The organism is Sphingobium olei (assembly GCF_042678845.1).
In the GTDB taxonomy this organism is placed as follows: Bacteria; Pseudomonadota; Alphaproteobacteria; order Sphingomonadales; family Sphingomonadaceae; genus Sphingobium; species Sphingobium olei.
The window spans coordinates 94,734-109,253 of the sequence record NZ_JBHTLS010000134.1 but is presented as its reverse complement, the minus strand read 5'-3'; the positions used below and the strand labels follow the sequence as shown (position 1 = coordinate 109,253).

Below are 14,520 nucleotides of genomic sequence, written 5' to 3'. Positions count from 1 at the left end.
TAAGGCGGTTCATGCTGGACCAGATAGCGCAAAGCGGCCATCGTTCAAATCGCGATAGCCCGAAAAGATCATGCTGCACGTCGTTCACCACCCCGCCTATGTCTCGCCTGCAACACCCGGCAGCGGCTTTCGTTTCGATAAATATGGGCTGGTGATGGAGGCGCTGAAGGAAAGCGCCGCCCTCTTCACCCTGCACCAGCCCGAACCCATGCCGCGGCTATGGCTGGAGGCGGTGCACGATCCCGACTATGTCGATCAGGTGCTGACCATGACGGTGCCGCCGGAAAAGGAGCGCCGCATCGGTTTTGCCGTGACGGAGCGGGTCATGCGCCGTTCCCTGCTGTCGCCGGGCGGCACCTGGCTGGCTGCGAAACTCGCGCAGCGGCACCGCTACGCCGCCAATGCGGCCGGCGGCAGCCATCACGCGCTCAGCGACACGGGCGCAGGCTATTGCGTGTTCAACGATCTCGCCATCGCCGCCAACCGCCTGATCGCGGAAGGGGACGCCGCGCGCATCCTGATCCTCGACCTCGACGTGCATCAGGGCGACGGCACCGCCTCGCTGCTCGCGGGCCGCAGCGACATCTTCACCCTGTCGATCCACGCGGAAAAGAATTTCCCGGTGCGCAAGGCGCGCTCGACGCTCGACATCGGCCTTTCGGACGGGACGCAGGACGACGCCTATCTCGCCATCCTCGCCGACACGCTGCCGCGCGTACTCGATGATTTCGCGCCGGATCTCATCCTCTATCAGGCGGGGGTCGATCCGCATGGCGGCGACCGGCTGGGGCGGCTGGCGCTCACCGATGCCGGCCTCGACGCGCGCGACCGCTATGTGATGCGGCAGGCGCTGGCCCGCGCCATCCCGCTCGCCAGCACCATGGGCGGCGGCTATGGCGCGGACCGTATGGCCATCGCCCACCGCCACGCCGCCTGCATGATCCGCATGGCGCAGGAGGCGGACGCCGCCGCCTAGTGCAGCGTGCCCGCCTCGCCGGTTGCGCTTGCCGCCTTCGTCTCCATCAACTTCGCAGCGATCAGCCCCGCCAGCGCCAGCCCGACGAAATCGCTGAAGCCGAGATAGAGGATATAGCCCCAGGGCGCGTGCATGAACACGGCCTGCCCGATGTCGATCCACAGCACGGCGGCGAGCGACAGGAAGATCGCCGCCCGCACCCGGCTGATGAAGTCGGGAAGGCAGAAACGCAGCGCCAGCCCGATCAGCAGCCCCACCAGCAGCGACAGGATCAGTCCGCCGATCAGCGACCCGCCGTCCATCACCGGGAATCCACCGCTATTGTAGAAGACCTGCGCCACCGGCCCGCGTCCGTACAGGATCGTCCCCTGCGCACTCGACGGATCGGGGATGGTGTAGACGCCGGTGCCGGTGGCGTTCAGTGCCTGCGCCAGCGCGGCCTGCAGATTGGCGCTCGACTGTTCGTCCGCGCGGCTGATCGCCAGCGCGGACAGCGGCGTGCCCCAGAAGAGAAAGCCGGTGATGAACAGGGCCAGGCCGCCGAGCAGCCCGCCGATCACGGAGCGAATCATGGAACCTCCCCTTCGTCGCTATGATGCGGGAAACCACACCATAACGCAGGGGGAATGATTTCTTTCCGGGATTTCTTTCCGGTCAGTCCTTTGGCCGCGCCGCCTTTTCCGCGATGCCCGACACCCCCTCGCGCCGGTCCAGCTCATCCAGCACCGCGTCCAGCGGCACGTCCATGTCCGCGATCAGCATCAGCAGGTGGAACAACAGGTCCGCGCTTTCGCCCACCACGCCGTCGCGGTCGCCCGCCATCGCGGCGATCACCGTCTCGACCGCTTCCTCGCCCAGCTTCTGCGCCATCTTGGCCCGGCCCTTGCTCGCCAGCTTCGCCACATAGGATGCGGTCGGATCGGCGCTCCGGCGTTCGCGGATCGTCTGTTCCAGAAGATGTAGGGTATCGCGCATGGCCCAGCATCAAGCGCCGTGCGCGCGAAGCGTCAAATCATTTCTGTACGGCAGGCGATGTCCCGGCCAGCTCAGTGCCGCCGCACCGCGATGCCCGCCGCCGCCAGCGCCTCATGCGCCTCGGCAATGCTGTGCTGGCCGAAATGGAAGATCGACGCCGCCAGCACCGCGCTGGCGTGTCCCTCCACCACCCCCTCGACCAGATGGTCGAGCGTCCCGACCCCGCCGCTCGCCACCACCGGCACGGATACGGCGTCGGCGATGGCGCGGGTCAGCGCCAGGTCATAGCCCCGCCGCGTGCCGTCTCCATCCATCGAGGTGACGAGCAACTCGCCCGCGCCCAGTTCCGCCAGCCGCAGCGCATGGTCCAGCGCATCGATTCCGGTCGGCTTGCGCCCGCCATGGGTGAAGATTTCCCACTTGCCCTCGCTGACGCGTCGCGCGTCCACCGATCCGACGATGCACTGGCTGCCGAACCGGTCGGCGATGTCCGCCACGATCTCGGGCCGCGCGACGGCGGCGCTGTTCACCGCGACCTTGTCGGCGCCTGCGAGCAGCAGCGCGCGCGCATCCTCCGCGCTGCGCACCCCGCCACCCACGGTCACCGGCATGAAGCAGACCTCGGCGGTCCTGCGCACCACATCCAATATCGTCCCGCGCGCCTCATGGCTGGCAGTGATGTCGAGGAAGCAGAGTTCGTCCGCCCCCGCCGCGTCATAGAGCTTGGCCTGCTCCACCGGATCGCCGGCGTCGCGCAAGTCGACGAAATTGACGCCCTTCACCACGCGCCCGTTGGCGACGTCGAGGCAGGGGATGACGCGGGTACGGACGGTCATGCTGTCACGCCGCCGCCTGCGCCACCGCCAGCGCGGTCTTGAGGTCCAGTCGCCCGTCATACAGCGCACGGCCGGTGATGACGCCTTCGATCCCCTCGTCGGCATGAAGGCTGAGCACCCGAATGTCGGCGATGCCCGCGACGCCGCCGCTGGCGATCACCGGAATGCCGGTCGCGCGGGCAAGGTCCACCGTCGCGTCGATATTACACCCCTTGAGCAACCCGTCGCGGCCCACATCAGTGAAGAGCAAGCTGGCGACGCCCGCATCCTCGAACCTGCGGGCCAGATCGATCACCGCCATGTCGCTCTTTTCGGCCCAGCCGTCCGTCGCGACGAAGCCGTCCCGCGCATCCACCGCCACCACGATCCCGCCGGGAAAGTCGCGCGCCGCCGCCTTGACGAAGGCGGGATCCTTGAGCGCCGCCGTGCCGATCACGATGCGCGATACGCCGAGGTCAAACCAGCGCTCCACCGCCTCCCGGTTGCGGATGCCGCCGCCCAGCTGGACATGACCCGGAAAGGCCTCGACGATCGCCTCGACCGCCGCCGCGTTCACCGCATGGCCGGCGAAGCTGCCGTCCAGGTCGACGACATGCAGATGCTGCGCGCCTGCTTGCGCGAAGAGGACAGCCTGTGCGGCGGGATCGTCGCCATAGACGGTGGCGCGGTCCATGTCGCCCTCGGCCAGGCGGACGACCTGACCGCCTTTGAGGTCGATGGCAGGGAAGACGATCAGGCTCACGGACGCCACTCCAGAAAACGGGACAGGAAGGAAAGGCCGTAGCGCTGGCTCTTTTCCGGGTGGAACTGGCAGCCGATGATGGTGTCGCGCGCCACCGCCGCGACCAGCGGCCCGCCATGGTCGGTGACCGCCGCGACATCGGCCGGATCGGTTGCGTCGAAATGATAGCTGTGCAGGAAATAGGCTTCCCCGCCCTCCAGCAGCGCCGGCGCGCCGTCCGTCAGCGTCACATCGTTCCAGCCCATGTGCGGAACCTTGGTCTCCGGGTCGGCCGGCTCGATCACCCGCACCGTGCCGGGGATCCAGCCTAGCCCCTCGTGCCGCCCGAACTCCTCGCCCGCATCGGCCAGCAACTGCATGCCGACGCACACGCCCAGGAAAGGGGTGCCGCGCTTGCCGACCGCCTCGCCCATCGCCTCGACCATGCCGTCGATCCCGACCAGCGCGTCGCGGCAGGCGCGGAACGCCCCCACGCCCGGCAGGACGATGCGGTCCGCGCGCGCCACGGTTTCGGCGTCGGCGGTGATGACGACATCGTCTGCCCCCGCCTTGCGCAGCGCATTGTGCACCGAATGGAGGTTGCCCGCGCCATAGTCTATGAGGGCGATGGTCACGCCAGCAGGCTCTCCAGCGTCACGCCCGCAGCGGCTTTGACCGGTATGAACTCGATCAGCTCGAACGTGGACAGTCCGTTGAGGAAGAAGGGGTCGCCCGCCGCCTTCTCCTGCAACTCGGCCCGCGTGCCCCGCGCCAGCAGCACGCCGCCGGTGCGCGGCTCGCGCGGTCCCGCCAGCAGCAGCCACCCGTCCGCGATCGCCGCATCCAGCCAATCGCGGTGTGCCGGCCGATGGGCGTCGATCTGCTCAAGAGGGGCGGTGTAGGTGATGGAAATCAGGAACATCGCCATGACCTCTTACAATATGCCCTTGGTCGACGGGATCGCGTCCGCCTTGCGCGGGTCGATCTCCACCGCCTGCCGGAACGCCCGGGCCAGGCCCTTGAACGCGCTTTCGACGATATGGTGGTTGTTGCCGCCATAAAGATTTTCGATGTGCAGCGTGATGCCCGCCGCCTGCGCGAAGCTGTGGAAGAAATGCTCCACCATCTCCGCGTCCCATTCGCCGATCTTTTGCACGGTGAAGGGCAGCTTGCACACCAGCCAGGGCCGGCCCGAAATGTCGAGCGCCACGCGCGTCAGCGTCTCGTCCATCGGGGAATAGACGCTGCCGTAACGGGAAATGCCGCGCTTGTCGCCCAGCGCCTTCGCCACCGCCTCACCGATCGCGATCGCCGTATCCTCGGTCGTGTGATGCTGGTCGACATGCAGGTCGCCCACCGTCTTCACGTCCATGTCGATCAGGGAATGGCGCGACAGCTGCTCGATCATATGGTCGAAGAAGCCGATGCCGGTCGATACGGAATAGAGCCCCGTGCCGTCCAGGTTGACGGTGACGTCGATCTGCGTTTCCGCGGTGTTGCGGTGAATCTCGGCCGTGCGCATGGCCGCCCTATAGCGTGTCCCGCCACGCATGCAATCGCGCGGGCGGGGTTGACCCTCCGTTTCCCGCCGCTAGGACATTGGCCCATGAGCGACGACCTGCCCGACAGCCTGATTCCCTATGACGAGATCGTGCAGGAGGCGCTGCGCGCGGTCGTCGGCCGCGTTCTTGGCGAAGTGCAGGAAACCGGCGGCTTGCCCGGCGTGCATCACTTCTACATCACCTTCAAGACGCAGGCGCCCGGCGTAGACATCCCGCGCCATCTGGTGGAGCGCTTCCCGGACGAAATGACCATCGTCCTCCAGAATAAATTCTGGGACTTGAAGGTCAGCGACCGCCATTTCGAGGTGAGCCTGACCTTCAACCAGGTCGCGGCGCACCTCTACATCCCCTTCGCGGCGATCACCGCCTTCGTCGATCCCGCCGTCAACTTCGCGCTCCAGTTCCAGGTCAACTCGGACGACGACGCGCCCCAGCCCCACGAGGAAGCCGAAAACGACGCCCCGCAGGTGACGAGCGAAGACGGCTCCAACGTCGTGACCGTGGACTTCGGCAAGAAGAAATAGAAGGGACGGCCGGCTAAGTTCGTCTCCCCTCCCTGGAAGGGAGGGGTTGGGGGTGGGTTCCGCCGAGGCACTCGGCGGCCTTGTGCAAGATGGCTTCCACCACCCCGTCGGGATTTTCGAAAACGTCGCCGTTCCAGAGACGCAATACCGTCCAACCATTCTCGATCAGGAACTCCGTCCGCAGGTCATCATAGGCTCGGGCATCCAGATGCTGGGAACCGTCGAATTCCACTGCGAGCTTAGCTGACCGGCACGCTAGATCGACGATATAAGGGCCGACAACCAATTGTCGTGTAAAGCGCGGGCGGTAGCGTGAAATGCGGCGCCATACTTGTCTCTCCGCGTCTGTCTGGCCGTTCCGCAAGGCACGGGCGTTAGCAGTCATATGTTCGGGAACGCGTCGCATGGATAGGCAGCGTAGCGCTGCTTGCTGCGCTCGCCTACCCACCCCCGGCCCCTCCCTCAAAGGAGGGGAGACGGACAAGAATTCGCCCCCCGCCGTCATGCCAGCGCAGGCTGGCATCTCAGGCCACTGCGCGCCGCCGCCTGAGACCCCAGCTTCCGCTGGGGTGACGATGATCGGGTAACGCGACCCGGCATCCCGCTTCCTCGCGCCTTTCCTATCCACCCCGCCACTGGTCCACTCCGCCTCATGACCTGCGGCCCACCCCTCGCTCGACACTCCTATCCACCGCGACGCTCGATAGGACGAGAGGCGTCGCGAGCGCGTGGCGGAAGCGTCGGCGGCGCTTGCGCGAAGCCTCGCGAGCGCGTCGCGGGCATTTTCGGCGGTTTTGCGTGGCGTAACGGTATGAACTTCGTAGGAAGCGGTGGACCGGCCGGGACGCGACCGAATCGCCCGTCGCCCCTTCATCTTCGGACGCGCTTGCTCTATGGCCGCACTCCTCATCCTTTAAGGGGCTCGATTTTGATCCTGGACCTCGCCGCCGCCGCTTCGGGCGCCATTCGTTTCGAAGATCTGGGGCTGGACCCCGTGGCCCTCGACCTCGGCTTCTTCACCATCAAATGGTACAGCCTCGCCTATCTGGCGGGCATCCTGATCGGCTACTGGTATCTGCTGAAACTGGTGGCGCAGCCCGGATCGCCGATGGCGCGCCGCCATGCCGACGACATGATCTTCTACGCCACGCTCGGCATCATCATCGGCGGCCGCCTCGCCTATGTGATCTTCTACCAGCCCGAAATCCTCAGCCACCCGCTCGACATCTTCAAGCTGTGGAATGGCGGCATGTCCTTTCACGGCGGCGCGATCGGCGTCTCGCTCGGCATCCTCTACATGGCGTGGAAGGAAAAGCTCAGCTGGCTGCGCATCCACGACTATGTCGCCTGCGTGGTGCCTTTCGGCCTCTTTTTCGGCCGGCTCGCCAACTTCGTGAACGGAGAGCTTTGGGGCAAGGAAACCGACGTTCCCTGGGCCATCATCTTCCCGACCGGCGGACCCTATCCCCGCCATCCCAGCCAGCTCTACGAAGCGCTGCTGGAAGGCGTGCTGCTGTTCCTCATCCTCGCCTATGCCTTCTGGCGGACGAAGGCGCGCTACGAACCCGGCAAGCTCGTAGGCCTCTTCCTGCTCGGCTATGGCTGCTTCCGCTTCGCTGTCGAATATGTCCGCGAAGCCGACGCCCAGCTGATGGAGTTCGCCGCGCGCACCGGCCTGCACATGGGGCAGTGGCTTTGCATCCCGATGATCGTCGGCGGCCTCTACCTCATCGCGACGGCGAAGCGCCGCCGCCTGCGGGTGGAGCCGGTCGCCGGCAGCGCCAGTGTCGGCTGAATCAGTCCCGGAAGGTGCCGAACCGCTCGCCCGCCGGCTGGCGCGCCAGATCGCTGCGGGCGGGCCGATCTCCGTCGCCCATTATATCGGGGAGGCGAACCAGCATTATTACGCCACCCGCGATCCGCTGGGGGCGGACGGCGATTTCACCACCGCCCCCGAAATCAGCCAGATGTTCGGGGAACTGGTCGGCCTCGCGCTTGCGGATGTGTGGATGCGCTCGGGCCGGCGGCCAGACCCCGCCTATGTCGAACTGGGGCCGGGGCGCGGTACGCTGGCGTCGGATGCGCTGCGCGCGATGGAACGGGCGGCGCTCGTGCCCAAACCGCATCTGGTGGAAACCAGCCCCGTCCTGCGCGACCGGCAACGGGCGATGCTTCCCACCGCCGTCCACCACGACACGATCGACAGCCTGCCGGAAAAAGGCCCGCTGTTGGTGGTCGCCAACGAATTTTTCGACGCGCTGCCGGTGCGCCAGTGCGTCCGCGTCGCCGACGAATGGCGGGAGCGCGTCGTGGTCGCGCGGGAAGCGGAAGGGCGCTTCCTCGCCGTCCCCGGCTATCGCCGCATCGAATCGGGCCTTCCGCCGCTTGCTGCGCAGGCGGAGGACGGCGCGATCATCGAATCCCCCATCGTCGGCGCGGGCATCGCCTATGCGCTCGCCAACCGCATCGCCAAACAGGGCGGCGTCGCGATCCTGATCGACTATGGCTATGAAGGCCCGGCCCTGGGCGACACGCTTCAGGCGGTCAAAGACCACGCCTTCGCCGATCCCTTCGCCGATCCGGGCGAGGTGGACCTCACCACCCACGTCGATTTCACCATGCTGGGCAATATGGCGCGGCAAGCGGGGCTGCGGGTGCACGGTCCAACCGGGCAGGGCGATTTCCTGGCGCAACTCGGGATCCATGCCCGCGCCGATCAACTCGCCGCCGCCAGCCCGGACCGCGCGCTGGAGGTGGACACCGCCCGCCGCCGCCTGACTGATTCAGACCAGATGGGCACCCTGTTCAAGGCGATGGCCTGGACCCATCCCGACTGGGCCGTTCCGGCAGGGTTCGACGAATAGCTGTCCTATCCGCGACCGGACGCGCATATCGCAGCGGTGACGCGCTCAGTCTTCCTGATGATAGCGGCTCAGCTTGCGGATGAAGCCGATGAGGCCGGTCTGGCGGCTGCGCTTCATCCGTTCGGCATGCAGGATGGTCTGGACCCGCTGGAAACAATCCTCCGCATCCACATTGCACAGGACATAATCATATCCGTCCCAATGGGCGATCTCGCCAGCGGCGCGGGCCATGCGGCCCTCGATCACTTCGTTGCTGTCGGTCGCGCGTCCGCGCAGCCGGCGCTCCAGTTCCTCCATCGACGGGGGCAGGATGAAGATGCGCACGACATCCCCGCCCGCGATCTGGTGCAACTGCTGCGCGCCCTGCCAGTCGATGTCGAACAACACATCCTTGCCGGACTTCAGCATCGCTTCCACCGGCGCCCGCGGCGTACCGTATCGCTGGCCGAACACATGGGCCCATTCGAGGAATTCCTGGTCGTTCGCCATGCGGCGGAATTCTTCGATATCGACGAAATGATAGTCCTTGCCGTCCACCTCGCCCGGCCGCATCGGCCGCGTGGTGGCGGATACCGACATGGACAGATCCGGCTCGGCGGCGAGCAGCTTGCGCGCGATGGTGGACTTGCCCGCGCCCGAAGGCGAGGACAGAACGAAGAGCAGGCCCCGGCGCTTGAAGTCGGGGGTCTGGTTCTGGATGCTGTCGGCCATGGCCGCTAGTGACGCCGAAGCGGGTTTTTTGCAAGAGGGTGGGGAACGAGACGGATGAGGGGCAGGGGCAGCAGCGGCAATCGGCGGGGCTTCATTGTTGCCGCACTGGTCGCGGCAGCAGCGTGCCTGATCCTGTTCCTGATGCACCGGCCGTCCATCTGTGCTTGCGGGCGCGTGGAGTTATGGCACGGCGCGCTCGACAGCGGCAACAGCCAGCATATCGCAGACTGGTACAGCCTCAGTCACATCATCCACGGCTTCCTCTTCTACGCCCTCGCGAATTGGCTGCTGCGCGGGAAGCCGCTCGGCATCCGGCTCGCCGCCGCGGTGGCGGTGGAATCGGCCTGGGAAATCCTCGAAAATTCCCCGATCATCATCGACCGCTATCGGACGGCGACCATCGCACTCGGCTATTCGGGCGACTCCATCGTCAATTCCATGAGCGATATCGGGATGATGACGGCCGGGTTCCTCTTCGCGGCGCGCGCGCCCGTGCGCGTCACTATCGCCGTCGCCATCCTCATGGAATTGCTCGCGCTCGCCATCATCCGCGACAATCTGGCGCTCAACATCCTGATGCTGACCTGGCCCATCGAAGCAATCCGCCAGTGGCAGGCAGCGCTTTAGGCTTTGCCGGTTTTGCGCGCGCTTTCGATCGGGATGGCGTCGTTCCCGGCATGGTCGCCGCTTTGATCGGTTAGCAGCTTCTGCGTCTTGCGCCGCTGCGCCTCGCGCTTGGCCTCGTAAAGCTTGCCGGCCATATAGGCGCCAGTCACGAACAGCGCGCCGGCAGGATAGCGCATGATGACCCGCTTCGCGCCGGCCCCGGCGAGCAGGCCAACGACGCCCTTCTTGCCGGTGGCGGCGGCGACGCGCGCCGCGACCACCGTCGCGCCCACCCGCGCGACCTTTCGCAGCAGCCCGGCCTTCTTCGGCGGGCGGATCGTCACCAGCGGTGCGTCGGGGGTGAGGCTTTTCTTCTTCATGCCAAGTTAATGTATCGCAACGCCGCCGGTTCCGCCACTCTCACACCATATTTTCAGGCCGCACCAGTCGGTCGAACGACTCGGCGTCCACCAGCCCCAGTTCCAGCCCCGCCTCGCGCAGCGTCAGGCCGTTCTTATGGGCATGCTTGGCGATCGCGGCGGCATTGTCGTACCCGATCTCGGGCGCGAGCGCGGTGACCAGCATCAGCGATCGGTCGACCAGCTCCGCGATCCGCCCCTCATTGGCTTCCAGTCCCTCGATGCAGCGTTCGACGAAGCTGTCCATGCCGACGCTCAGCAGATGGATGGAGCGAAGCACGGCCGCGCCGATCAGCGGCTTGAAGACGTTGAGTTCCATATGGCCCTGCATGCCGCCGATCGTCACTGCCTGATGATTGCCGATCACCTGCGCCGCGACCATAGTCAACATCTCGCACTGGGTCGGGTTGACCTTGCCGGGCATGATGGAACTGCCCGGTTCGTTGGCGGGCAGGTCCAGCTCGCCAAGACCGGAGCGCGGGCCTGACCCCAGCAGCCGGATATCGTTGGCGATCTTCGTGAGCGCGACCGCGATGCTGTTCAGGCGGCCGGAAAAATCGACCAGCGTGTCATGGCTCGCCAGCGCCTCGAACTTGTTCGGCGCGGTTTCGAAGGGGAAGCCGGTGATGGCCGAAATTTCGCGCGCGATGTCCTCGCCAAAGCCTTCCGGCGCGTTGAGGCCGGTGCCCACCGCAGTGCCGCCCTGCGCCAGGCGGGCGAGGCCATGTTCGACGAGTGGCATGGTGCGCGTGCGGGCCAGGCGGATCTGCGTATAGTAGCCCGAAAACTCCTGCCCCAGCGTCAGCGGCGTCGCGTCCTGAAGATGGGTGCGGCCGATCTTCACGATATGGTTCCAGGCCTTGGCCTTGTCGAGCAGCGCGTTTTCGAGCCGCTGGAGCGCAGGTAGCAGGCGACGGGTGGCGGCCAGCGCGGCGGCGACGTGCATGGCCGTGGGGAAGCTGTCGTTCGACGATTGCCCTTGGTTGACATGGTCGTTGGGATGGACGGGGGACTTGCCTCCGCGAGCGCCGGTCAGGATTTCATTGGCGCGGCCGGCAATGACCTCATTGACGTTCATGTTGGACTGGGTGCCGCTGCCGGTCTGCCAGATGACGAGCGGGAACTGGTCGTCATGGTCGCCGGCGGCGACCTCCGCCGCGGCGGTCTCGATCGCGTCGGCGATTTGCGGGTCGAGGCCGTGGGTGCGGTTAACCCGCGCCGCCGCCTGCTTCACGATGGCGAGCGCGTGCACGATCTCGATCGGCATCCGTTCCGTTGCGCCGAAGGGGAAATTCTCGACGCTGCGCTGCGTCTGCGCGCCCCAATAGGCGTCGGCCGGCACTTCGATGGCGCCGATGCTGTCGGTTTCGGTGCGGGTAAGGGTCATCGCTGTCGTCGCCTTATCTGGTGGTGCAGGGGATGTAGGGCGGCGGTGGTAAATGCCAATGACCGTCCCGCGAAATCAGCGCGACCGAAGTTCACACCGTTACGCCACGCAAAACCGCGATTTTCGCCCGCGACGCGCTCGCGAGGCCTCTCGCACGCGTCCCCAAAGCGTCCCCGAAGCGCTCGCGACGCTTCCCCGCCTTTGGCGCGTGAGGGGTGAAACGAGGCATTACGAGGAGGTCGGGCGGGGGCCTGGCATGGCCTCAGTGAAGCGCAGACGGCGCGATTAGGAAAGGCCGCCTTCAGGGCTGCGGCGCGACTGGTTCGACGCCGCGCGCGGCGCGCACGCCCGCGCGGCCGTTGTGGGCGAGCTGGCGCTTGAGCGCGGTCGGATGCGGCGCGACGAGGAAGCCGAAGCTGACCGTGCCCTCCTTCGTCTCCACCGCATGGTGCAGCCGGTGCGCCTGGACGATCCGCTTCATATAGCGCGAGCGCGCGACATAGCGGTTGCGCACCCGCTGATGCACGATGATGTCGTGGAAGCCCAGATAGATAGCGCCATAGGCGGCGATCCCCGCGCCCATCGCCGTCGCCCAGCCGCCCCAGCCCCATTGCACGCCGCCCAGCAGGAGCAGGATGGAGGGCAGCGCGAATATGACGAAATAGAGGTCGTTCGCCTCCCACATGCCGGTGCGGGGGCGATGGTGGCTGGCGTGCAGGAACCAGCCGGGTCCGTGCATCACCCAGCGGTGCATGACATAGGCGAAACCCTCCATCCCGGCGACGGTGGCGACAAAGATCAGCAGGAGGGTGAGCGGCGGCATGGGGAGAATATAGTCGGCCCCGCGGTCAGGCGCGACCCCCATCGCGCACGGCCCGGAAACGGGCGAGGCCCGCGTCAAGATCGGCGATCAGGTCGGCCGGGTCTTCCAGCCCGATATGGAGGCGGACGGCCGGCCCTTCCGCGTCCCAGCGGGTGGCGCTGCGATAGCGGGCCGGATCGACGGGCAGGGCGAGGCTCTCGAACCCGCCCCAGCTGTAGCCGATGCCGAAATGGGAGAGCCCGTCGATCAATGCGGCGCGCGCCGCCTCGTCGTCACCGTTCAGGATGAAGGTGAACAGCCCGGTGGAGCCGCTGAAGTCGCGCCGCCACAGATCATGGCCCGGACAGTCGGGCAGGGCGGGGTGGAGCACGCGGGCGACATCGGGCTGGTCCTTCAGCCAATGGGCGATGGCGAGCGCGCTGTCGCGATGCTGGGCAAGGCGGATGCCGAGCGTGCGCAGGCCCCGCGAGGCGAGCCAGGCGTCGTCCGGGCTGACCATCTGGCCGAACAGATAGGCGGTCTGGCGGATGCGGCCGAACCAGTCGGCATTGGCGCTGACGCTGCCGATCATCACGTCACTGTGGCCGACGATATATTTGGTGCCCGCGAGGATGGAAATATCGACGCCGTGGGACAGCGCCGGAAAATAGAGCGGCGTCGCCCATGTATTGTCGATGAGGGTGACGACCCCGTTCGCCTTCGCCCAGGCGGCGAGCGCGGGCACGTCCTGCACCTCGAAAGTCAGGCTGCCGGGGCTTTCGAGGAAGAGCGCGCGGATCGGCCCGTCGGCAAGATGGCCGTCGAGCGAGGCGCCGGTCGGATCATAATAGATGGTCTCGACGCCCCAGGGGCGCAGCACCTGTTCGCAGAAATTGCGGGTGGGGTCATAGGCGCTGTCGACCATCAGCAGCCGGTCGCCGGGCTTGAGCACCGCCATGAGCGCGCAGCCTATCGCCGCCACGCCGGAGGGGAAAAGCATCGTGCCGTCCGCGCCGGGTTCCAGTTCGGTGAGCGCGTCGGCCAGAGACCAGGCGGTCGGCGTTCCCTTCCGCCCGTAGAAGAGCCGTTCATGCGTGCTGGTGGCCGCCGCCTTCCGCAGGTGCGCGACATCATCGTAGAGGATGGTGGAGGCACGCCACACCGGCGGGCTGACGATACCGCCGGGCTGCCCCGGCATGCCGGTCCATTCCGGCCTGCGCCCGGCCTGCGCCAGCTTCGTCAGCGGCTTGCGCGTATCATTCTCGCTCACGCCGCGCCCGTCGCCTTGAGCGTTGCGGGGTCGAAGCCCCATTCCGACCAGCTGCCGTCATAGAGCGACACGTCGGTCTTGCCGAGCGTCTCCAGCCCCGCGAGCAGGATGGCGGCGGTGACGCCGCTGCCGCAGCTGGTGATGATGGGGCGGTCGAAATCCGTGCCCGCCTCCACGAACAGGCGGCGCAGTTCGTCGCCCTGCTTCATCCGGTTGTCGGCGTCGAACAGCGCGGAGGAGGGGAGGTTGCGGCTGCCCGGAATATGGCCGGATGCCATGCCGGGGCGCGGTTCCGCCTCCGCGCCGGTGAAGCGGCCTGCGCCGCGCGCGTCGATCACCTGCGCGCCGCCGCTGGCGAGATTGGCGATCAGGTCGGCCTTGGTGCGGACCTGCGTCCGGTCGAGCCGCGCGATCGCGGAGCCGCGCGTTGGGGAGGCGGGGCCGCTTTCGATCGCGCGCCCCTCCGCCACCCATTTGGGCAGGCCGCCGTCCAGGATCGCAGCAGATGCGCCAAGACCATAGACGCGCATCATCCACCATCCGCGCGCGGCGCTGTGCGTCGGGCTGTTGTCATAGACGATGATGCGGCTGTCGGGATGGATGCTGAGCGCCTGCGCCCGATCCGTCATCATCGCGTCGGGGGGCAACATGCCGGGCGTTGGATCGTCCGGATCGTTGAGGGTGGGCAGGTCCAGATAGGCTGCGCCGGGAATATGGGCGGCTTCGAATTCGGCGCGCGGGTCGCGCGGCGTGCCGGGCAGGAAAAGGCTGGCGTCAAGGATGACGAGGTTCGGCGTACCCAGCTGCTCCGCCAGTTCGTCGGTGGTAACGAAGATGGTCATGCCCTGCCTTTACGTCTGATGCCAA

The 14,520-nt window shown here is 66.9% G+C and carries 19 protein-coding genes; 5 read left to right on the top strand and 14 right to left on the bottom strand.

The window, feature by feature from the left end:
* Positions 1-70: 70 nt before the first annotated feature.
* Positions 71-976, top strand: coding sequence for a histone deacetylase family protein (locus ACFQ24_RS18450; RefSeq protein ID WP_380913913.1), 906 nt, complete (start codon positions 71-73; stop codon positions 974-976).
* Here the strand turns inward: ACFQ24_RS18450 and ACFQ24_RS18445 are convergent.
* The 7 genes from ACFQ24_RS18445 to hisB all read right to left on the bottom strand — a co-directional run bounded on the left by ACFQ24_RS18445 (position 973) and on the right by hisB (position 5,030).
* Positions 973-1,548, bottom strand: coding sequence for a hypothetical protein (locus ACFQ24_RS18445; RefSeq protein WP_380913911.1), 576 nt, complete (start codon positions 1,546-1,548; stop codon positions 973-975). The two genes, ACFQ24_RS18450 and ACFQ24_RS18445, sit on opposite strands and share 4 nt — an antisense overlap.
* Positions 1,549-1,630: 82 nt before the next feature.
* A complete protein-coding gene (locus ACFQ24_RS18440; RefSeq protein ID WP_380913909.1) occupies positions 1,631-1,951 on the bottom strand; it encodes a phosphoribosyl-ATP diphosphatase in 321 nt (106 codons plus the stop codon).
* A gap of 71 nt (positions 1,952-2,022) precedes the next feature.
* Positions 2,023-2,787: an imidazole glycerol phosphate synthase subunit HisF gene (hisF, locus tag ACFQ24_RS18435; protein WP_380913907.1), complete on the bottom strand. Its 765-nt coding sequence runs from the start codon at positions 2,785-2,787 to the stop codon at positions 2,023-2,025.
* Between the two features lie 4 nt (positions 2,788-2,791).
* Positions 2,792-3,529, bottom strand: coding sequence for a 1-(5-phosphoribosyl)-5-[(5-phosphoribosylamino)methylideneamino]imidazole-4-carboxamide isomerase (gene hisA, locus ACFQ24_RS18430; protein WP_380913905.1), 738 nt, complete (start codon positions 3,527-3,529; stop codon positions 2,792-2,794).
* On the bottom strand, positions 3,526-4,143 hold the full coding sequence (gene hisH, locus ACFQ24_RS18425) for an imidazole glycerol phosphate synthase subunit HisH (protein ID WP_380913903.1): 618 nt from the start codon (positions 4,141-4,143) through the stop codon (positions 3,526-3,528). Before hisH ends, hisA begins: the two co-directional genes overlap by 4 nt.
* The gene (locus tag ACFQ24_RS18420) at positions 4,140-4,436 is read right to left on the bottom strand and encodes a YciI family protein (protein ID WP_380913901.1); all 297 of its coding nucleotides are present in this window, start codon (positions 4,434-4,436) and stop codon (positions 4,140-4,142) included. The genes hisH and ACFQ24_RS18420 overlap by 4 nt, the downstream gene beginning before the upstream one ends.
* 6 nt (positions 4,437-4,442) lie before the next feature.
* On the bottom strand, positions 4,443-5,030 hold the full coding sequence (hisB, locus tag ACFQ24_RS18415) for an imidazoleglycerol-phosphate dehydratase HisB (RefSeq protein ID WP_380913899.1): 588 nt from the start codon (positions 5,028-5,030) through the stop codon (positions 4,443-4,445).
* Positions 5,031-5,114: 84 nt separating this feature from the next.
* Here hisB and ACFQ24_RS18410 point away from each other — a divergent pair, with 84 nt between their 5' ends.
* Positions 5,115-5,594, top strand: coding sequence for an SspB family protein (locus ACFQ24_RS18410; RefSeq protein ID WP_380913897.1), 480 nt, complete (start codon positions 5,115-5,117; stop codon positions 5,592-5,594).
* 13 nt (positions 5,595-5,607) lie between these two features.
* Here ACFQ24_RS18410 and ACFQ24_RS18405 read toward each other — a convergent pair whose 3' ends face one another.
* Positions 5,608-6,000 carry an endonuclease domain-containing protein gene (locus ACFQ24_RS18405; RefSeq protein ID WP_380913894.1) on the bottom strand — a complete coding sequence of 131 codons (393 nt, stop codon included), beginning with the start codon at positions 5,998-6,000 and terminating at the stop codon, positions 5,608-5,610.
* A gap of 522 nt (positions 6,001-6,522) precedes the next feature.
* Between ACFQ24_RS18405 and lgt the strand changes: the two genes are divergently transcribed.
* Together lgt and ACFQ24_RS18395 are read left to right on the top strand one after the other, a co-directional pair.
* Positions 6,523-7,389 (top strand): prolipoprotein diacylglyceryl transferase, encoded by an 867-nt coding sequence (lgt, locus tag ACFQ24_RS18400; protein ID WP_380913892.1) that lies wholly within the window; start codon positions 6,523-6,525, stop codon positions 7,387-7,389.
* On the top strand, positions 7,379-8,458 hold the full coding sequence (locus ACFQ24_RS18395) for a class I SAM-dependent methyltransferase (RefSeq protein ID WP_380913889.1): 1,080 nt from the start codon (positions 7,379-7,381) through the stop codon (positions 8,456-8,458). Before lgt ends, ACFQ24_RS18395 begins: the two co-directional genes overlap by 11 nt.
* A 45-nt stretch (positions 8,459-8,503) precedes the next feature.
* Here the strand turns inward: ACFQ24_RS18395 and gmk are convergent, their stop codons facing one another.
* Entirely contained in the window at positions 8,504-9,169 is a 666-nt protein-coding gene (gene gmk / locus ACFQ24_RS18390) for a guanylate kinase (protein WP_380913887.1), read from the bottom strand.
* 54 nt (positions 9,170-9,223) lie between these two features.
* Between gmk and ACFQ24_RS18385 the strand changes: the two genes are divergently transcribed.
* Positions 9,224-9,796 carry a DUF2585 domain-containing protein gene (locus ACFQ24_RS18385; protein WP_380913885.1) on the top strand — a complete coding sequence of 191 codons (573 nt, stop codon included), beginning with the start codon at positions 9,224-9,226 and terminating at the stop codon, positions 9,794-9,796.
* Here the strand turns inward: ACFQ24_RS18385 and ACFQ24_RS18380 are convergent.
* The 5 genes from ACFQ24_RS18380 to ACFQ24_RS18360 all read right to left on the bottom strand — a co-directional run bounded on the left by ACFQ24_RS18380 (position 9,793) and on the right by ACFQ24_RS18360 (position 14,495).
* On the bottom strand, positions 9,793-10,155 hold the full coding sequence (locus ACFQ24_RS18380) for a hypothetical protein (RefSeq protein WP_380913883.1): 363 nt from the start codon (positions 10,153-10,155) through the stop codon (positions 9,793-9,795). The two genes, ACFQ24_RS18385 and ACFQ24_RS18380, sit on opposite strands and share 4 nt — an antisense overlap.
* A 40-nt stretch (positions 10,156-10,195) precedes the next feature.
* Positions 10,196-11,581, bottom strand: a complete 1,386-nt coding sequence (fumC, locus tag ACFQ24_RS18375; RefSeq protein WP_380913881.1) for a class II fumarate hydratase — start codon at positions 11,579-11,581, stop codon at positions 10,196-10,198.
* A 301-nt stretch (positions 11,582-11,882) separates the two neighbouring features.
* Complete coding sequence (locus ACFQ24_RS18370) at positions 11,883-12,404, bottom strand: beta-carotene hydroxylase (protein WP_380914371.1); 522 nt, start codon at positions 12,402-12,404, stop codon at positions 11,883-11,885.
* Between the two features lie 25 nt (positions 12,405-12,429).
* Positions 12,430-13,695, bottom strand: a complete 1,266-nt coding sequence (gene metC / locus ACFQ24_RS18365; RefSeq protein WP_380913879.1) for a cystathionine beta-lyase — start codon at positions 13,693-13,695, stop codon at positions 12,430-12,432.
* Positions 13,650-14,495: a sulfurtransferase gene (locus tag ACFQ24_RS18360; RefSeq protein ID WP_380913877.1), complete on the bottom strand. Its 846-nt coding sequence runs from the start codon at positions 14,493-14,495 to the stop codon at positions 13,650-13,652. Before ACFQ24_RS18360 ends, metC begins: the two co-directional genes overlap by 46 nt.
* Between the last annotated feature and the right edge of the window lie 25 nt (positions 14,496-14,520).